Annotated in this window: 17 protein-coding genes; 6 read left to right on the top strand and 11 right to left on the bottom strand. The window is 70.3% G+C overall.

The features are described 5' to 3' along the window. Nucleotides 1-147: 147 nt before the first annotated feature. Genes AC07OQ_RS20470 through AC07OQ_RS20495 form a run of 6 tightly spaced genes read right to left on the bottom strand, consistent with a single transcriptional unit; the run spans nucleotide 148 to nucleotide 5,763 of the window. Entirely contained in the window at nucleotides 148-672 is a 525-nt protein-coding gene (locus AC07OQ_RS20470; RefSeq protein ID WP_495054989.1) for a TlpA family protein disulfide reductase, read from the bottom strand. Continuing rightward, nucleotides 669-1,277, bottom strand: coding sequence for a hypothetical protein (locus tag AC07OQ_RS20475; protein ID WP_495054990.1), 609 nt, complete (start codon nucleotides 1,275-1,277; stop codon nucleotides 669-671). The genes AC07OQ_RS20470 and AC07OQ_RS20475 overlap by 4 nt, the downstream gene beginning before the upstream one ends. 4 nt (nucleotides 1,278-1,281) lie before the next feature. Continuing rightward, entirely contained in the window at nucleotides 1,282-2,019 is a 738-nt protein-coding gene (locus AC07OQ_RS20480) for a transglycosylase domain-containing protein (RefSeq protein ID WP_495055016.1), read from the bottom strand. Continuing rightward, nucleotides 2,019-2,876, bottom strand: coding sequence for a shikimate dehydrogenase (aroE, locus tag AC07OQ_RS20485; RefSeq protein WP_495054991.1), 858 nt, complete (start codon nucleotides 2,874-2,876; stop codon nucleotides 2,019-2,021). The genes AC07OQ_RS20480 and aroE overlap by 1 nt, the downstream gene beginning before the upstream one ends. Next, complete coding sequence (locus AC07OQ_RS20490) at nucleotides 2,873-3,727, bottom strand: energy transducer TonB (RefSeq protein ID WP_495054992.1); 855 nt, start codon at nucleotides 3,725-3,727, stop codon at nucleotides 2,873-2,875. The genes aroE and AC07OQ_RS20490 overlap by 4 nt, the downstream gene beginning before the upstream one ends. A 2-nt stretch (nucleotides 3,728-3,729) precedes the next feature. Beyond that, nucleotides 3,730-5,763, bottom strand: a complete 2,034-nt coding sequence (locus AC07OQ_RS20495) for a ribonuclease catalytic domain-containing protein (protein WP_495054993.1) — start codon at nucleotides 5,761-5,763, stop codon at nucleotides 3,730-3,732. 67 nt (nucleotides 5,764-5,830) lie between these two features. On the opposite strand from AC07OQ_RS20495, the gene AC07OQ_RS20500 reads away from it, so the two are divergent. From AC07OQ_RS20500 to AC07OQ_RS20515, 4 genes are all read left to right on the top strand, one after another. After that, nucleotides 5,831-7,975, top strand: a complete 2,145-nt coding sequence (locus AC07OQ_RS20500; protein ID WP_495054994.1) for a prolyl oligopeptidase family serine peptidase — start codon at nucleotides 5,831-5,833, stop codon at nucleotides 7,973-7,975. Between the two features lie 449 nt (nucleotides 7,976-8,424). Then, nucleotides 8,425-8,904 carry an aminoacyl-tRNA deacylase gene (locus AC07OQ_RS20505; protein WP_495054995.1) on the top strand — a complete coding sequence of 160 codons (480 nt, stop codon included), beginning with the start codon at nucleotides 8,425-8,427 and terminating at the stop codon, nucleotides 8,902-8,904. Between the two features lie 20 nt (nucleotides 8,905-8,924). Continuing rightward, nucleotides 8,925-9,947 (top strand): class I fructose-bisphosphate aldolase, encoded by a 1,023-nt coding sequence (locus AC07OQ_RS20510; protein WP_495054996.1) that lies wholly within the window; start codon nucleotides 8,925-8,927, stop codon nucleotides 9,945-9,947. 196 nt (nucleotides 9,948-10,143) lie between these two features. Then, entirely contained in the window at nucleotides 10,144-10,362 is a 219-nt protein-coding gene (locus AC07OQ_RS20515; protein WP_495054997.1) for a hypothetical protein, read from the top strand. 21 nt (nucleotides 10,363-10,383) lie between these two features. Here AC07OQ_RS20515 and fabG read toward each other — a convergent pair whose 3' ends face one another. Both fabG and AC07OQ_RS20525 read right to left on the bottom strand, forming a co-directional pair. Beyond that, the gene (gene fabG / locus AC07OQ_RS20520) at nucleotides 10,384-11,130 is read right to left on the bottom strand and encodes a 3-oxoacyl-ACP reductase FabG (protein ID WP_495054998.1); all 747 of its coding nucleotides are present in this window, start codon (nucleotides 11,128-11,130) and stop codon (nucleotides 10,384-10,386) included. Further along, nucleotides 11,127-11,711 (bottom strand): YqiA/YcfP family alpha/beta fold hydrolase, encoded by a 585-nt coding sequence (locus tag AC07OQ_RS20525; RefSeq protein WP_495054999.1) that lies wholly within the window; start codon nucleotides 11,709-11,711, stop codon nucleotides 11,127-11,129. The genes fabG and AC07OQ_RS20525 overlap by 4 nt, the downstream gene beginning before the upstream one ends. Nucleotides 11,712-11,962: 251 nt before the next feature. Between AC07OQ_RS20525 and AC07OQ_RS20530 the strand changes: the two genes are divergently transcribed. Continuing rightward, nucleotides 11,963-14,677, top strand: coding sequence for a zinc-dependent metalloprotease (locus AC07OQ_RS20530; protein ID WP_495055000.1), 2,715 nt, complete (start codon nucleotides 11,963-11,965; stop codon nucleotides 14,675-14,677). A 70-nt stretch (nucleotides 14,678-14,747) separates the two neighbouring features. Here AC07OQ_RS20530 and AC07OQ_RS20535 read toward each other — a convergent pair whose 3' ends face one another. Next, nucleotides 14,748-15,902 (bottom strand): AI-2E family transporter, encoded by a 1,155-nt coding sequence (locus tag AC07OQ_RS20535; RefSeq protein WP_495055001.1) that lies wholly within the window; start codon nucleotides 15,900-15,902, stop codon nucleotides 14,748-14,750. 113 nt (nucleotides 15,903-16,015) lie between these two features. Here AC07OQ_RS20535 and AC07OQ_RS20540 point away from each other — a divergent pair, with 113 nt between their 5' ends. Next, nucleotides 16,016-16,270 carry a hypothetical protein gene (locus AC07OQ_RS20540; RefSeq protein WP_495055002.1) on the top strand — a complete coding sequence of 85 codons (255 nt, stop codon included), beginning with the start codon at nucleotides 16,016-16,018 and terminating at the stop codon, nucleotides 16,268-16,270. Nucleotides 16,271-16,279: 9 nt separating this feature from the next. On the opposite strand, the gene mpl is transcribed toward AC07OQ_RS20540, so the two are convergent. Together mpl and AC07OQ_RS20550 are read right to left on the bottom strand one after the other, a co-directional pair. Further along, nucleotides 16,280-17,653, bottom strand: a complete 1,374-nt coding sequence (gene mpl / locus AC07OQ_RS20545) for a UDP-N-acetylmuramate:L-alanyl-gamma-D-glutamyl-meso-diaminopimelate ligase (protein ID WP_495055003.1) — start codon at nucleotides 17,651-17,653, stop codon at nucleotides 16,280-16,282. Between the two features lie 2 nt (nucleotides 17,654-17,655). Further along, on the bottom strand, nucleotides 17,656-18,306 hold the full coding sequence (locus AC07OQ_RS20550) for an HAD family hydrolase (protein ID WP_495055004.1): 651 nt from the start codon (nucleotides 18,304-18,306) through the stop codon (nucleotides 17,656-17,658). Between the last annotated feature and the right edge of the window lie 2 nt (nucleotides 18,307-18,308).

Below are 18,308 nucleotides of genomic sequence, written 5' to 3' on the forward strand. Positions count from 1 at the left end.
GCCCGTAGCGTTAGAGCCTGGACACTAGAAGCGATAAAGGCTGGACTTTACGCTTTTTAGGGCCTGATCGAAGCCGGTCGTCGAAAATTTATCGCTTGACCCGCGACGCATCGCGGGTGCTGGATTTTGCGGCGCGGGCCGGCGGGCTCAGGCCTGGCTGCGTGCCAGTTCCCGCAATTCGGTCAGGTTCGTCGGCCCCAGCTTGCGCCAGAAGGGCTCGCCAGAGGCATCGAAGGCGACGCTGAAGGGCAGGCCGCCCTGCAGGTTGCCGAGTGTGCGCAGCAGCTCGGTGCCGGTCAGGCCGGCCATGCCGATGGTGAAACCGACCGGCAGCTTCCTCAGGAATTCGCGGACCGGGGCGGCGCCGTCGATCGCCAGGCCCAGCACGGCCCAGCCCGGATGTTCGCGTCCGAACTGGTCCAGCTCGGGCATTTCCTTGACGCAGGGCGCGCACCAGGTGGCCCAGAAGTTCAGCAGCAGGGGGCGGCCGCGCAGTGCCGCCAGGTCCAGCGGACCGCCCTCCGGGCGTTCGAAGCCGGCCGACCAGAAGGCCCGGGCAGCCGCCGACGGCGCGCTGGGCTGCGCCGGTCGGCCGTGGCGCCAGGCCAGGCCGGCGCCCGCGGCCGCCGCGGCCAGGCCGGCAGCGCCGAGCATCAGTTGGCGTCGTTTCAAGACGGCTCTCCTTCTTGTTCGGCGATCAGCCGCCGCAATGCGGCCAGGTCGCCGCGTTCGCTGCGCCCGCGCGTGTCCGGCTTCAGGGCGCCGCGCAGGTCGTCATGATCCAGAATGGTCAGGGCCAGGGTCACCGTCTCGCCCAGCTCGCGGCAGGGAACGGCCAGCAGCAACTGGTCCACCTGCTGGCCGCGCGGCCCGGGGGCGCTGCCCACTTCGTAGTCGACCCGCCAGTTCAGCAGGGCGATCTCGGCGGCCTTGCTGTCGTCGCAGTAGAGCTGCAGATGGATGGGCGAGAGCCGGGTCGCGGTGCCGCGCCAGACCGCGCCGGTCAGATGCGGGCGGAACTCGGCCAGGCGCTCCATCCACAGCGCGGCCAGCGCGCGCAGCGCCGCCAGTTCGGCCGGCTGGGTGTCGGCGCAGAAGATCGCCAGGTACTCGCGCACCTGCTCCTCCAGCAACTCGTTGTCCGGCAGGGCGGTGCGCTTGGGCAGGCCCAGGCTCTTCAGCGCGCGCTGCTTGGCCGGACCGTACTCCATGCCTTCCTCCACCACGATGCGGGCGGCGGCGGCGGCGATTTCCAGGCTCAGCTCGTCGTGTTCCATGGCTTCAGGGCAGTTCCACCGCCCCCATGCGGGCCTCGATGGTGCCGGCGCGCGACAGCACATAGGCCGAGGCCGGGCGCTTCTCGAAGCGCTTGGGCGCCGGCAGCATCACCGCCAGGCGGGCCGCCTGGCCGGGCGACAGGCGCGCGGCGTCGATGCGGAAATAATGGCGCGCCGCCGCCTGGGCGCCGAACAGGCCCTCGCCCCATTCGACATGGTTCAGATAGATCTCCAGGATGCGCCGCTTGTCCAGCAGCGCCTCCAGCATGAAGGTCAGCGCGAATTCCTGGCCCTTGCGCAGCAGGTTGCGCTCGCCGGAGAGGAACAGGTTCTTGGCCAGCTGCTGGGTGATGGTCGAGCCGCCGACGATCTTGGCCACCGGCGCCGCGCGCCCCGGCCGCAGGTGGGAGGCCTGCTTCTCGGCGCGTGCCTCGGCCTTCTGGTTCTTCTCCCAGGCCTTCTCGATCGCCTCCCAGTCCACGCCGCCATGGTCGGCGAAGGCGGCGTCCTCGCTGGCGATCACCGCGCGCTGCAGGTGCTTGGACAGGCGCTCCTCGTCCACCCATTGCTGGCTCCAGGCCACCCGGCCCTTTTCCGTGGCCAGGCGCCAGATTTCCGAGCGCTGGAAGGTGGTGGACTGCGGCGCCAGCAGATTCATCAGCGCGATGCGACCCGCGAAATAGAGCTGCAGCGCCACCAGGCCCAGCAGCAGCAGGGCCAGCAGGCGCGCCAGTTTGCCGATCATGGCTTCTTCTCGATCCGGGCGCGCAGCGCCGCCAGCACCGGCGCGCTGTCCGGGCGCACGCCTCGCCATATATGGAAGGCCTCGGCCGCCTGCTCCACCAGCATGCCGAGACCGTCGCGGCCCTCGAAGCCATGGGCCGCGGCCCAGTCCAGGAAGCCTTGGGCGGCCGGACCGTACATCATGTCCAGCGCCAGCGCCCCGGGCTCCAGCACGGCCGGCGGCACCGGCACGCCGGCGCCGGCCATGCTGGCGCTGGTGCCGTTGACCAGGATGTCGAAGCCGTCGCCGGTGCCGTCCAGCGTGCAGGCGCGCAGGCGCACGCCATGCGCGGCCGCGCAGTCCGCATGGCCGGCCACCAGGGCCTGGGCCTTGTCGACGCTGCGGTTGGCCACGGTGATCTCGGCCGGGCGGCCTTCGATCAGGCTGCCCAGCACGCCGGCCGCGGCGCCGCCGGCACCCAGCAGCAGCAGGCGCCGGCCCTGCAGCGGCCGGCAGCGTTCGATGTCGCGCGCCAGGCCCACGCCGTCGCTGTTGTCGCCGTACCAGTCGTCGGCCGTGTCGAAGCGCAGCACATTGCAGGCACCGGCCAGGCGCGCGCGCGCGGAGTGGCGCCGCGCCAGTGCATGGGCCTCGAACTTGAAGGGCACGGTGACGTTGCAACCGCGCCCGCCCTGGGCGGCGAAGGCACGCAGCGTGGGCTCGAAGGCGTCCAGCGGGCACAGCAGGCGCTCGTAGACCAGGGCCTCGCCGGTCTGCGCCGCGAACATCGCGTGGATGTCGGGCGAGCGGCTGTGGGCCACCGGGTTGCCGGCGATCACATAGACATCGGGACCATGGGCTTGAGGCTGGGTCATGGCTGGGCGGACAGGCTGGTTTCCAGGCCGTCGTCTCGGGTGAAGCGGAAGCGCGAGGTGATCACCAGCACCTCGGCGCCCTGGCGCATCGCGGCGCTGAAGGGGCCGAAGGGGCCGGCGGCACGCACGATCGCGATGGCGCGCCGGTCCAGGATGGCATTGCCGGAGCCGGCCACGACATCGGTCTCGACGACCCGGCCGCGGTGATCGACATGGATGTTCAGGGTCAGCTCGCCATAGAGCTTGCGGCCCTTGTATTCGGGAAAGTCGCGCGTGCCGCGCGCCTCGATGCGGCGGCGCAGCTGGTCGTAGTACTGGGCATAGACCACCTCGCGCGTCGCGGGGCTGATGTAGCGCTTCTTCGGGCGCGCGTTCTCCTCGTTGACGCGCTTCTCGATCTCGGCCATCAGGTCCACCAGGCGGCGGCGCTTCTCGGTCTGCTCGATGGCCTCGGGTGTGCCCTGGTCGCGCCGCGGGTCGGGCGGCGGCAGCAGGGCCAGCGCGCGCCGCACCTGGGCCAGCAACTGCTGCTGCTGCTCATGCAGCTGGGCGATATGGGCGCGCTGGTACTCGGCCTGGTCGCCCTGCTCGACCTGGCGTGCCGGCGGCAGCGGCGAGGTGGCGCGGCCGGCCTCGGCCTCGCCGCCGCCGGCCAGATTGACCTGGGCCAGCGCCTGGGCCTTGGTCGGGCGCTCGTTGCCCTTGGTGTTGACCAGCACCACCTCCAGCGGCGTGTCGCGGAACAGGCGGTTGAAGCCTTCCGGATTGGCCACGCGCAGGGTCAACAGGCCGCCGTGCAGGCCCAGCGAGGCGAGCAGCGCGATCTGCAGCGTGGAGAGCCGGCCCAGCATCGTCAGTTCTGCGGCGTCTCGGTGGCGGCGGGCTCGCCCTCGGGCGCCAGGTCGATGGCCAGGGTGAGCGCGCCGGTCGGCTCCTCCTCCTCGTCCTCGGCCTCCTCGGCGACCCCGGCCGCCGGCTGATCATCCAGGCGCGCGGCCAGGCTGGCATGCAGGTCCAGGGTCATCTCGTCGATGCCGGTGATGCGCACCCGCACATGGGCGCCGCGCGGCAGGCTTTCGCAGCCCAGCGCCTTGAACACCAGCGGCAGCGCGTCGGCGCGCACCAGGCCGTCCTTCATCACCGCGGCGTCCAGCTCGGTGATGCCCTGCTGCTGCAGATAACGCAGGGTCCAGAAGCGCTCGATGCCATTCTGGAAGCCGTTGTAGGCGCTGTAGGCGGCATCGAATCCCGAGATGATCGAGAACAGCTGCGCGTCCTTAGGTCTAAAGGGCGCCACCAGCGCCGCCGTGCGGCCATGGCGCGCGCAGGCGATGATCTGCCACTGGTTGACCAGGTCCACATAGCGGCGCAGCGGCGAGGTGGCCCAGGTGTACTGCGCCACGCCCATGCCGGCATGGGGCTGGGCCTTGGTGCCCATCCTGACCTTGACGCCGGGCGCCAGGCTGGCCTGGCTGCGGTAGATGCCGGGCAGGCCCAGCTCGGCCAGCCAGCCGCCCCAGGTCGAGTTGGCCAGGATCATCGCCTCGGCCACGATCAGGTCCAGCGCCGAGCCGCGCTGGCGCGTCGTGATGCCGACCTGCTCGCTGCCGTCCGGCTCGTGCAGGCCGCCGCTGTCGAGGCGGAAGTTGTAGTCCGGGCGGTTGAAGGTTTCGGGCTTGCCGCGCACCAGCTCGCGCTTGGCCTTCAGGTCCTTGGCCAGGCGGTGGCAGAAGGCCAGCTCGGCGGCGAACTCGTAGTCGGCCGGGGCCTGGCCGGTCAGCGAGGCCTCGGTGATCACCGCGTCCAGCTTGTCGTGGCGCAGATTGGCCTTGATCGGCACGCGCTCCAGCTTGGTCTCGCTGCCCTTGATCTCCAGGGTGGCCTCGTCCAAGGTGAAATAGATCGACACGGCCGGGCAGTCGCGGCCCTCGATCAGCGTGTAGGTCTGCACCACCTCGTCCGGCAGCATGGTCAGCTTCCAGCCGGGCATGTAGACGGTGGAGTAGCGCTCGCGGGCGACCTTGTCGACCGCCGAATCCGGCGCAAAAGCCAGGCCCGGCGCCGCGATATGCACGCCGAACACCACGCTGCCCGTGCCCAGGCCCTGCACCGACAACGCATCGTCGATCTCGGTGGTGGCCGAGTCGTCGATCGAGAAGGCGGCCACCGGACTGAGCGGCAGCTCGTCCTTGATCTCGGGCGCGGTGAGTGCCGGGAAGCCGGTGCCCTTGGGGAAGTTCTCGAACAGGAAGCGCTTCCAGTGGAACTGGTAGGGGCTGCCGATCGCGCCGGCGCCCTGCAGCAGTTCCAGCGGCGCCTTGTGCGCGCGCTTGGTGGCCTCGACCACGGCCTTGTACTCGGGACCGTTCTTGTCGGGCTTGAACAGGATCTTGTAGATCTGCTCCTTGATCGGGGCCGGGCAAAGGCCCGCGGCCAGCTCGTCCGCCCAGGCCTCGATCTGCAGCGCCTGCTGGCGCTTGCGCTCGATGCCCAGCAGGGCGGCCTTGACGATCTCCTCCGGCGCCTTCTTGAACTGGCCCTTGCCGGCGCGGCGGAAATAGTGCGGCGCCTCGAACAGGCGGAACAGCGCGGCGGCCTGGTGCGCGAGGCCGGCCTTGGCGTCGAAATAGTCGCGGGCCAGGTCGGCGAAGCCGAACTCGGTCTCGGGGGCGAACTCCCAGGCCAGGTCCAGGTCGATCTCCTGCGCCAGGCGCTGAGCTTCGGCGATCAGCTCGGCGGGCGCGGGCTTGTCGAACTTGAGCAGCACATTGGCCGCCTTCACTTTGACGCGCTTGCCGGACTCCAGCTCGATCTGCAGCGAGCTTTCGGCTTCGGACATCACGCGGCCGGCGAGGAACTTTCCGGCTTCATCGAACAGGGCAAACATGGGAGGGATTGTCGCCGATGCTTGGGGGGGCTCTAAGATGGTCCGCTTCCCGGCTGTTCCGTCCACCATGCGCGCATTCGCTCTTGCCCTGCTGATCCCCGGTCTGGCCCTGGCCCAGCCCTATCCCGCCACGCCCAAGAAGCCGGTCAGCGATGCCTACCACGGCAGTACCGTGGTGGATGACTACCGCTGGATGGAGGACATGAAGTCCACCGAGTTCCAGACCTGGCTGATGACCCAGGCCCACTATGCGGGCGAGGTGCTGGCGCGCCTGCCCGGCCGCGCGGCGCTGCGCGAACGCCTGGGCCAGCTGCTGGATGCCGGCGAGGTCAGCGCGGGCTTCAGCGCGGCCGGCGGCGCCATCTACTACCTGCGCCGGGCGCCCGGACAGAACCAGTTCCGGCTCTGGATGCGCGAGGGCCTGGAGGGCGCCGAGCGCCAGCTGCTGGATCCCGAGAACCTGCCGGGCCAGCCGGGCAGCCATGCGATCGACTGGTTCAGCGTCTCGCGCGACGGCCGCCATCTGGCCCTGGGCCTGTCCAAGGGCGGCTCGGAGGACAGCGTGCTGCGCGTGCTGGAGGTCGCCAGCGGCAAGCTGCTGGCCGAGGCCATCCCGCAGACCGGGCTCAACGAGGGCGGCGTGGCCTGGCTGCCGGACGGCTCGGGCTTTTTCTACAACCGCAATCCGGTCGACCAGCGCTATCTGAGGAGCGCCGTCTTCCTGCACCGGCTCGGCCAGCCCGAGGCCCAGGACCGGCCGCTGTTCGGCTGGGGCGTGGCCAAGCAGCGCCCCTTTGCCGAACCCGACATTCCCTATGTGCATCTGCAGCGCGGCTCCGACTGGGCGCTGGCCGAGGTGCTGCACGGCGATGCCGCCGAACGCAGCTACTGGGTGGCGCCGCTGGCGCGGCTGACGGCGGGCAAGGAGGGCGCGGCACCCTGGCGCCGCATCGTCGGGCCGCAGGACAAGGTCACGCAGGCGGTGCTGGCCGGCGACAAGCTCTATGCGATCAGCCAGCGCCGGGCCTCGCGCCGCGAGCTGCTGAGCCTGGACCTGAAGCGGCCGCGCGCTCGGCCGACGGTCGCCCTGCCGGCCGGCGAGATGGTGCTGCAGGCCCTGCAGCCGGCCCAGGACGGCAGCGTCTACCTGAAGGCCCTGGACGGCGGGGTCAGCCGGCTCTGGCGCATGCCGGCGGCGGGCGCGGCCGCCCAGGTCGAGCTGCCCTTCGAGGGCACCTTGCGCGAAATCGAGCCGCTGCCCGGGGGCGAGCTGCTGCTGCGCATGGAGGGCTGGACCCAGCCGGCCCAGACCCTGGTGCTGAACCCTCTCAGGCCGGAGCAGGCGGCACGGCCCAGTTCGCTGCAGAAGCCGCTGGCGCTGGACACCTCGGGCCTGCAGGCGCGGCGCGTGCTGGTGGCGGGGCAGGGTGGGGTGCGGGTGCCGCTGTCCATCGTCGTGGCCAAGGGAGCGCCGCGCGACGGCCGGCGCCCCACCATCCTGTCCGGCTACGGCGCCTACGGCGTCGTGATGGAGCCGCGCTTCTCGGCCACCCGCATGGCCTGGCTGGAGCGCGGCGGCGTCAGCGCGGTCTGCCATGTGCGCGGCGGCGGCGAGCTGGGCGACGAATGGCACCGCGGCGGCTATATCCTGACCAAGCAGAACACGGTCGCGGACTTCATCGCCTGCGCCGAATGGCTGCAGGCCAATGGCTATGCCTCGCCCACCACGCTCGCCGGCACCGGCGGCAGCGCGGGCGGCATCACGATCGGCGGCGCCATCACCCAGCGGCCCGAGCTGTTCGCGGCGGCGCAGAGCGCGGTGGGCATCTCCGACATGCTGCGCATGGAGCTGACGCCCAACGGCGCGCCCAATGTGGCGGAGTTCGGCACCGTCACCAAGCCCGATCACTTCAGGGCCATGCATGCGCTGAGCCCCTATCACCGCGTGCAGGACGGCAAGCCCTATCCGGCGGTGATCGTCACCACCGGCGCCAACGACCCGCGGGTCGACGCCTGGATGCCGGGCAAGCTGGCCGCGCGGCTGCAGGCCGCCAACCCGGGCTCCTGGAAGCTCAGGCCGACCATCCTGCGCGTGGACTTCGACGGCGGCCATGGCATGGGGGCCGGCACCAAGCAGGCGCTGGACGAACTGGCCGATGTCTGGAGCTTCTTCCTCTGGCAGATGGGCGATCCCGCATTCCAGCCGAAATAGGCCCATCCGCTGTGGAATCCGGGAGAACGCGAAGATGGCCGGCCCGCCGCGGCCCGCCAGTTTCACAGTTCTGTCAGCTACCTGACCCAAGATAGAGAGCGCCTCCTCCCGCGAGCCGGTCGGTTTCTGACGGACTGAGCCGAGCCACTTCGCTCAAGGCTGGAGGCGCCGGCGAGGACCTGGGCCGGCCGCGCCGCGCCCGCGGCCTCATCTCGGATCCGGTACACGGCCGCAGCACCGGCCTTGGCTTCGAGGTTTCCGGCAGAGGAGGGCTTGACCCCACCCGGCGGGCACCCGAATTCCATCGGCTGCGCATGGTCATTGTGGGTGAAGGCCGGTCATCGAGTCGGGTGGCGTCGAACCCCCGCTCGCCTTGGGGCGATGTGTTGCCGGCACCCCGAGGGCGGGCGTACGCTGGTGGGACTCCCGCTTCGCACATGGAGGTCGTCGTGTCGATTCCCACCCGCCTGAGAAGCTATCTGGACCAGCAGGGCGCGCGCTACGAGGTCAGCACCCACGACCACAGCCATAGCAGCGCGGAAACCGCCCGCAGCGCGCGCGTGGCGCCGCATCAGCTGGCCAAATCGGTGATTCTGGAGGACGACATGGGCTGCGTGATGGCGGTCGTGCCGGCCGACAAGGACGTGATCGTCGACGAACTGGCGGACATGCTCGGCCGCCGGGATCTTCGGCTGGCCAAGGAGGAGCGCATCGCGACCTTGTTCGACGATTGCGAGCGCGGTGCCATTCCGCCGGTCGGCATGGCCTGGGGCTTGGAGACCATCGTCGACGATGAGCTCGAGGACAACGACAGCGTCTATATGGAAGGCGGCGACCACACGCGCCTGCTGGTGATGTCGCGCGCGCAGTTCCGGGCGCTGATGGGCTCGGCCCAGCATGGCCATTTCTGCCGGCCATCGCTCCACTGAGCGCATGGGCGGAGCCGGCGATGGGCGCGCAAGACGAAGAACTGCAGCGCACCGTCCGGGCGCTGGTGCAAGCCGGCAAGGGATTGCTCGCGGCCGACGAGAGCGGGCCGACGATAGCCAAGCGATTCGCGGCCTTCGGCGTCGAGTCCAGTGAGCCGGCGCGGCGCGCCTGGCGCGGCCTGCTGCTGTCGACCGCGGGCCTGGGCCGGTTCATCAGCGGCGTGATCCTCCATGAAGAGACGCTCGGCCAGCGCGCCGACGACGGCACGCCGATGCCCGAACTGGCAAGGCAGCAGGGCATCGTGCCCGGCATCAAGGTCGACGCCGGCAAGGGGCCGCTCGCGCTGTCGCCCGGCGACGAGATCACGCATGGCCTCGACGGTCTGGCCCTGCGGCTGGACGGCTACCGGCAGCAGGGGGCGCGCTTCGCCAAATGGCGTGCGGTCTACAACGTCAGCGACCAACTGCCGGGCCGCGCCGCGCTGGAGGCGAACGCCGAATCCCTGGCGCGCTACGCCGCCATCTGCCAGGAGGCCGGCGTCGTGCCGATCGTGGAGCCCGAGGTGCTGATGGACGGCGACCATACGCTGGCGCGCTGCGCCGAAGTGAGCGAAGCCGTGCTGCATGAGGTGTTCCACGCGCTGCGCCGCCACCGGGTGGCGCTCGAGCAGATGCTGCTCAAGCCCAGCATGGTGCTGCCCGGCAAGCAGCACCCGGCACGGGCAAGTTGCGCCGAGGTGGCGAAGGCGACGCTGCAAGTGCTGCAACGCACGGTGCCCGCTGCCGTGCCCGGCGTGTTCTTCCTCTCCGGCGGGCAGACTCCCGAGCAGGCGAGCGAACACCTGGACGCGCTGAATCGCCTCGGCCCCCAGCCATGGCTGCTGAGCTTTTCGTACGGGCGCGCGCTGCAGGAGCCGCCGCTGCAGGCCTGGCGCGGACAGGCCGCCAACCTGCGTGCGGCCCAGGAAGCCCTGCTCAAGCGCGCACGCCTGAATGGCGCCGCATGCCAGGGAAGTTATGACACGCCGCTGGAGCAGGCCTAGGACCGTTGTCGAGTAGGAGTAGAGTCGGGTGCGGCTTGAGCGCCTGCGTCGGGCTCTCATCCGGCGGCGCCCATGTGCAGGCAGGGCGCCGGCAGCGTGAGGCCGTGCTTCCGGATGCAGGCAAGGAATGCAAGGCCGGTACCCGGGCAGACCACGGACACGACTTCGCCCGCCAACCCGCTCAGGAGTTGCCGCGATGCAAACCATCCAATCCCGCTGGGAAGATTTTGAGCACACTGCGTTCGCCAATGCCGGGCCGGTGATCGAGCGGCGCGAGATGCGCTTGGCGTTCTTCGCCGGCTTCACCGCCTGTCTCAGCGCGGGTCTCGAGATCGCTGAGCTTGACGACCCTGGCGGTGCGCAGGCCCTGCACCTGCTTCACGAAGAGTCGCGTCTGTTCGCGAGATCGCTGTGAGCAGGCAAGGAGCGCGTCCGATCAGACCGTCATCCCGCCCGACACCTCCAGCACCGCGCCGTTGACATAGCTGGCCTCGTCGCTGGCCAGGAAGGCATAGACATTGGCGATTTCCTCGGGACGGCCCAGGCGCTTCAGCGGCACATGGGCCTGCATCTGCTCGATCACCTTGTCGGGGATGGTGGCGAGGATCGGCGTCTCGATGAAGCCCGGCGCCACCGCGTTGACGCGCACGCCCTTGGGGCCCAGCTCGCGGGCCCAGGTCTTGGTGAAGCCGATCACGCCGAACTTGCTGGCGGCGTAGTTGGTCTGGCCGAAGTTGCCGTAGATGCCCACCACCGAGCTGGCGTTCAGGATCACGCCCGCGCCTTGCGCCGTCATCTGGTCGGCCACCGCCTGGGCGCAGTGGAAGACGCCGCGCAGATTGACGTCGATCACCGCGTCGAACTGCGCCAGGCTCATCTTCTGCAGGCGCGCGTCCTTGGTGATGCCGGCGTTGTTGACCAGCACGTCGATGCGGCCGTACCTGGCCTTGACCGCGGCGACGACCGCGTCGACCTGCTCGCGCTGCGTCACGTCCAGCGCGAGGCCCAGGGTCTCGGCGCCCAGCGCATGGCATTGGGTGACGGCCGCGTCGACGGCCGCCGGCTTGATGTCGCAGGCGACGACGATCGCGCCCTCGCGCGCGAACTTCAGCGCGGTGGCCAGGCCGATGCCCTGGGCGGCGCCGGTGATGATGCAGACCTTGTTGGAAAGACGTTGGCTCATAGCTGGAGGAAGTCGGTCAGTTCGTGGAGGTAATCGTCGAAATCGGACAGGCCATGGTCGCTGCCTTCCAGCAGCTTGATGCGGCAGTCGGCATAGCGCGCCCGCATCTCGCGCCAGTCCAGCAGTTCGTCGCCCTTGGCGATCACGGCCAGATAACGCTCGGGCCGGCTCAGGGTGCCGGGCGCGAGGGCGCGCAGCTCGTCGACGAACTCGGGCTTGAAGTAGAAGTGCTGGCTGGGGTCTTGCCAGCAGCTCTGCTCGCCCAGGTAGTTCGCCAGGTCGCGCGCGGGATCCACCGCCGGGTTCAGCAGCACCGCCGGGCAGCCGAGGCGCTCGGCCAGCACGGTGGCATAGAAGCCGCCCAGCGAGCTGCCCATCAGCGCCATGGTCGCGCGCGGCCAGCCGGCCACCAGGTGTTCGGCCTGGGCGACGGCCTCGGCCGGCGAGGGCGGCAGCTGCGGGCAGGCAAAGACCAGGTCCGGCCGCTGCTGCGCCGCCCAGCGGGCCATGCGCTGGGCCTTGGCCGAACGCGGCGAGGAGCGGAAGCCGTGCAGATAGAGCAGATGGGTGGCGGCAGGCATGGCGGCGCAGTCTAGCGAGATCGCCGCGGGCGGACTGTCCGCTGGGCGTCTTTGCGCAAACGCCGGCGACCGGTGTGTGCGAACAGCGCGCGCCGACCGTGCGACGGGCCGCGGTTTTCGGGCCGTCGCTGGCGTTGTGCCGCATTGACGCCGGCCCGGGCGCAGGAGACAGTTGCCAGCCTCATTTACCAACCTTGCCGGCAAGGGCGGGCCCACAGGCCCGCGCCGGCGTGAATACAAAGAGTGTCTGCATGAGTCCTGTCGACAAATCCGGTCTGACCCTGGTGGCCGCCGCCGCCATCGTGCTGCTGAGCGGTTGCGCCACCACCGACAGCGCCAAGCCGGCCCCCGCTCCCGCCGCCGCGGCCAGCGCGCCTGCCGCCGGAGCCTCGGCGCCGGCCTCGGTGCCGGGTGCCGCCGCCAAGCCGCCCGCGGACCCGACGGCCCCCAAGCCCTTTGCCGACGTGACCAAGGGCGCCAAGGTGGACGACGGCCTGTTCCCGGTCTGGCGCAAGGACGAAAAGACCTGGATCGAGATCCCGAAGGAGATGCTGGGCAAGCCCTTCCTGTTCACGATCAACGTGGCCAATGCGGTCGGCGAGCGCGGCCTGTATGCCAGCCAGATGAACGACAGCGACATGGTCGAGTTCCGCAAGGTCGGCAACCAGGTGCAGCTGATCGCGCTGAACACCAAGTTCCGCGCCGTGGCCGACACCGGGTCGAAGCGCGCCATCGAGCAGGCCTTCTCGCCCAGCCTGCTGGGCGCCAGCCCGGTGGCCAGCGCCGAGCATCCGGAGCGCAAGTCCGTGCTGGTGGACGCCGGCTTCCTGCTGGCCGACATCGCCGGCTATTCCACGCGCCTGGAGCTGGCCTACCGCCTGCCCTTCGCGGTCGACAAGGCCAACTCCTACTTCGAGGCCGCGCGTGCCGACGCCCAGCTCTCGACCCTGACCGCGCGCCTGCACTACGCCACGCCGCGCATCCCGGCGCCGCCGCTGACCCCGCCGCCGATGCCCGTGCCGACGCCGCCGCAGGCCACGCCCGATCCGCGCAGCCTGTTCGTCAGCTTCGTCTACAGCTTCGCGGCCCTGCCCGAGGCGCCGATGGCGGTGCGCCATGCCGATCCGCGCCTGGGCCATTTCGCCGAGTCCTTCACCGATCTGGGCGGCGACCTGAAGGCCAATCCGCGCCTGCATTACATCAACCGCTGGCGCCTGGAGAAGCAGGACCCGGCGGCCAGCCTGTCCGAGCCGGTCAAGCCCATCACCTACTGGATGGACAAGAACATCCCGGTCAAATACCGCGGCGCGGTGGAGGCCGGCATCCTGGAGTGGAACAAGGCCTTCGAGAAGATCGGCTTCAAGAACGCCGTGCTCGCCAAGCAGCAGCCCGACGACGCCGACTGGGACAATATGGACGCCGGCCACGCGTCGATCCGCTGGTTCGTCGGCGCCGACGTGGGCTTTGCGATCGGCCCCAGCCACAAGGATCCGCGCAGCGGCGAGATCCTGGATGCCGACATCGGCATGAGCGACGTGTTCGCGCGCGGCTCGCGTCGCATGATCGTCGAGGACGTCGGCATGTCGAGCGAGCAGCGCCTGGCGCAGCTGACCGCCTCCTGGAAGAACGGCAAGCCCGCCGCCGAGGCCTTCTGCAACTACGCGCACGAGGCCGCCGCCGAGATGTTCTTCGCGCTCGACCTGCTGGAAGCGCGCGGCGACATCGCGCCCGACAGCCCCGAGGCCGAGGCCTTCGTGCGGGCGGTGATCAAGGACACCATCATGCACGAGGTGGGCCACACGCTGGGCCTGAAGCACAACTTCAAGGCCTCCACCACGATCAGCCGCGAACAGCTGAAGGACAAGGCCTTCACCGACAGCAAGGGCATCTCCGGCTCGGTGATGGACTACAACGCCTACAACCTGGCGCTGAAGGGCGAGCCGCAGGCCAACTTCAACAACACCACGCTGGGCGCCTACGACTACTGGGCGATCGAGTACGCCTACAAGCCGATCGCGCCGGAGCAGGAGAAGGCCGAACTGGCCAGGATCGCCGCGCGCAGCACCGAGCCGGCGCTGGCCTATGCCGACGACGCCGATGCCGGCGGCTTCGGCCCCTATGACGGCATGGACCCGCTGGCGAACCGCTTCGACCTGGGCGACGACCCGCTGGCCTATTACAAGAAGCGCCTGAAGCTCTCGCAGGAGCTGTGGGCCCGCGTGCAGGAGCGCAAGCCCCAGGTCGGCGACGATCCGCTGCGCCAGCGCCGCGCCCTGCTGGCCGGCTTCAACCAGCTCTACCGCGCGGCCGAGCTGGTGGGCAAGTATGTCGGCGGCATGCATGCCGTGCGCGACCTGCCCGGCACCACCGGCCGCCCGAGCTTCAAGCCGGTCGAGCCCGCCAAGCAGCGCGAGGCCCTGCAGTTCCTGGCCAGCGGCCTGTTCAGCGAATCGAGCTTCCGCTTCAAGCCCGAGCTGCTGTCGACGCTGACCCTGGACTACAACGAGTGGGAGCGCGGCGGCCCGCTGAACCTGCCGGCCACCGTGGCGCGCGTGCAGCTGGTGGCGCTGGACCGCCTGCTGAGCCCCAACACGGCCACCCGCATGCTGGACCTGCCGGGCTATGTGGAGCCGACGCAGCGCAAGGGCCTGATCTCGCTGAACGAGGTCTATGCCACCCTGCAGGGCTCGGTGTGGAGCGAGCTCAGGAGCGGCGCCGAGATCGACCGCCTGCGCCGCAATCTGCAGCGCGAGCATCTGAAGCGCCTGCAGACCCTGCTGACCCGCGGCTCGGCGGCCCTGCCGCCCGACGCGCTGAGCCTGCTGCGCTACAACGCCACCCAGCTGCAGGGCGAGCTGCGCGCCGCGGCGGGCAAGGGCGGCCAGTCGGTCGAGACCCGCGCTCATCTGGCCGAAAGCCTGACGACGCTGACCGAGGCGCTGCGCGCGACGATGCAGCGCAGCTGAGGCCTGCGGCCGTGGCAACGAAAAAGCCGGCGCCTGCGCCGGCTTTTTTTCTTGGAGAACCTGGCAGCGCCTACTCGGCCGGCGCGCGCGGCTTGCGCCGCCGCGGCCGCCGTGCGTTCGGTGGGCCGCCGTTCGGCCCGGGCAGCGGCCGGCCGTCGCGCCGCTCCAGCGCGACGATGCCCCAGACGGCCATGAACATCGCGGCGATCAGCGGGCCGATCACGAAGCCGTTCAGGCCGAAGATGGCCATGCCGCCCAGGGTGGAGATCAGCACCACATAGTCGGGCATCTTGGTGTCCTTGCCCACCAGCAGCGGGCGCAGCAGGTTGTCCACCAGGCCGATCACCAGCACGCCATAGGCGATCAGCCCGATGCCGGCCCAGACGGCGCCGGTGGCCAGGAAGTACAACGCCACCGGCAGCCACACCAGGCCCGCGCCCACCGCCGGCAGCAGCGACAGAAAGGCCATCAGCACGGCCCACAGCACCGGTGCATGCACGCCCAGGAACCAGAAGGCCAGGCCGCCCAGGGCGCCCTGCAGCGCGGCCACGGCGATATTGCCCTTGACCGTGGCGCGGATCACGGTGGCGAACTTCTCGCCCAGCTCGCGCTTGTAGCGGCCATGCAGCGGCAGCGCGTCGCGGATGCGATGGGCCAGCGCCTCGCCGTCGCGCAGCAGGAAGAACATCAGGTAGAGGCTGATGAAGAAGCCCACCAGGAAATCGAAGGTGTCCTGGCCGAAGCCCAGCACCTTGCCCGCCAGCACCTGGCTGCCCTGGTTCAGGGCCACCACCAGCTTCTGCTGCAGCAACGGCAGGTTGCCCAGCCCCACGCGGTCCAGCAGCTGGGTCAGCCAGCCGGGCAGGGCGGCGTAGATCTGCTGCACATAGACGCTGAAGCTGAACTCGCCCGACTTGACGCGCGTGTACAGCGCCGTGCCCTCCTGCAGCAGGGAGGCCGCCACCAGGGTCAGCGGCAGGATCACCAGCAGCAGGATGATGACGATGGTGGCCAGGGCCGCCGGCGTGCGCCGCTGGCCCAGCAGGCCCAGCAGGCGGCGGTTCAGCGGCGCGAACACGATGGCCATGGCCGTGCCCCACAGCACCGCGCCGTAGAAGGGCAGCAGGATCCAACCGAAGGCGAGGCTGACCAGGATCAGCATCACGAGAAAGCTCCTGTCGTGCAGGGCCGGGGCGTCGTCTTCGGGCAGCGGGGGAGTCGGCATGGTGGCGCTAGGGCTGTGGTGCGCGCATCGTAGCGGCAAGGGCAGGGTCGCCGCACCGGCGCTTCTGCGCTAGATTCGGTCTCCCGTCATCCAGCCCCTTGGAGCGCCCCGCCATGGACTCTCAGCAGAACCTGCGCATCACGCTGTCCTTCTCCGTCGACGACCAGGCCTGGTTGCGGCGCTCGCAGATCGCCGTGCCGAAGTTCTGGGCCGGTCATGGCGTGGCGCCGCTGGCCGGCGACGCGCTGCGCATCGGCGGGCGCCAGTTCATCATCCAGGCGCGCATCTGGGAGCATGACGCCGAAGGCCCGCTGCTGCGCCTGTTCATCGGCAGCAGCCACGCCGAGAGCGACACGGTGTTCGGCTGAGGCAGGCCCTCAGCCGCGGGCCGCGAGCGCGGCCAGCAGCTTCTCGTGGATGCCGCCGAAGCCGCCGTTGCTCATGCACAGCACATGGTCGCCCGGCCGGGCGGCCTTGACGACCGCGGCCACCAGCGCCTCCACGCCCTCGTGCACCTGGGCCTGCGCGCCCATCGGCAGCAGGGCCTCCCTGGCGTCCCAGGTGAGGCCGGCCTGGTTGCAGAAGGACAGGTCGGCCTCCTCCAACGCCCAGGGCAGTTGGGCCTTCATCGTGCCCAGCTTCATCGTGTTGGAGCGCGGCTCGAAGACGGCCAGGATGCGTTCGGCCGGCGCGATCTTGCGGCGCAGGCCGTTGACCGTCGTGCGCATCGCCGTCGGGTGGTGGGCGAAGTCGTCGTAGACCTTGACGCCGGCGGCCTCGCCGCGCAGCTCGAGGCGGCGGCGCACGTTCTTGAACGTGGCCAGCGCCGCGGCCGACCGTTCGGGCGTCACCCCCAGATGCTCGGCCGCGGCCATCGCGGCCAGCGCGTTGAGCTGGTTGTGCTCGCCCAGCAGCGCCCATTCGACGCGGGCCACCTTCAGGGCGCCGCGCAGCACGTCGAAGGCCTGGGGCTCGCCGCGCGCGCGCAGGGCGCCGGGCTCCTCCTTGCGTGCGCCGAAGCGCTGCAGCTCGCTCCAGCAGCCCTTGGCCAGCACGCGCTGCAGCGCCTCCTCGCGCGCATTCACCACCAGCCGGCCCGAGGGCGGCACGGTGCGAACGAGGTGGTGGAACTGGGTCTCGATCGCGGCCAGGTCCGGGAAGATGTCGGCGTGGTCGTGCTCGAGGTTGTTCAGGATCGCGGTGCGCGGCCGGTAATGCACGAACTTGCTGCGCTTGTCGAAGAAGGCGGTGTCGTACTCGTCGGCCTCGATGACGAAGGCCTTGCCTTCCCCGAGGCGCGCCGAGACGCCGAAGTTCTGCGGCACGCCGCCGACCAGGAAGCCGGGCTTCAGACCGGCCTGTTCCAGGATCCAGGCCAGCATCGAGGTGGTCGTGGTCTTGCCATGGGTGCCGGCCACGGCCAGCACATGGCGGCCCTGCAGCACGTTCTCGGCCAGCCACTGCGGGCCGCTGGTGTAGGGCAGGCCGGCGTCGAGGATGGCCTCCATCAGCGGGAAGCGACCCTCGCTGGAGCGCGTCACGACATTGCCGATCACGAACAGATCGGGCTTCAGTTCCAGTTGCTCGGCACCGAATCCCTGGATCAGGGTTATGCCCAGCTGCTCCAGCTGGGTGGACATCGGCGGGTAGACATTGGCATCGCAACCGGTCACCTTGTGGCCGGCCTCGCGGGCCAGCGCGGCCAGGCCGCCCATGAAGGTGCCGCAGATGCCGAGGATGTGAATGTGCATGGTCAGAACCAGTGATCTAGATGAGCCAAGGCCTCGTCCAGGGACTGCAGCACCAGGCATTGCGGCGCGATCTCGGGATCGGGCGCCTTCAGGTCGGGCACCAGCACCACGCCGGCGCCGGCCGTCAGCGCGCCGCGCGCGCCATGGCTGGAATCCTCGAACACCAGGGCCTTAGCAGGATGGATGCCAAGGCTGGCGGCGGCCAGCTCGAACAGGTCGGGGTGCGGCTTGCCGCGCGCCACCTGGTCGCCGCCATGGATCGGGCCGAAGAAGCCGACGATGCCGGCCGCCGTGAGGCGCTCGATCACCTTGGCATGCCGCGTCGACGAGGCCACGGCCAACGGCACGCCGCGGCCTTGCAGGTCCTGCAGCAGGGCGAGGGCGCCGGGCATCAGCGCGAAGGCGCGGCCGACGAACCGCGCCGCCAGATGGGCGTCGACCTTCTCGTACATGGCCTCGGCCGCGGCCAGCGAGCCGAAGCGCTCGGCCAGCACCGCCAGGCTGTCGGGGCGGTTGCGGCCGACGGTGCGCAGATAGTCGGCCTCGCCGAGCTCCGACAGCGCCAGCCAGGCGTCGCGGATCGGTCGCTCGGAATCGAGCAGCAGGCCGTCCATGTCGAAGATCACCGCATCGAAGCGGCGGCCGTCCAGCATGG

The sequence above is a fragment of the Roseateles sp. GW821-FHT09B06 genome (genome assembly GCF_059418245.1).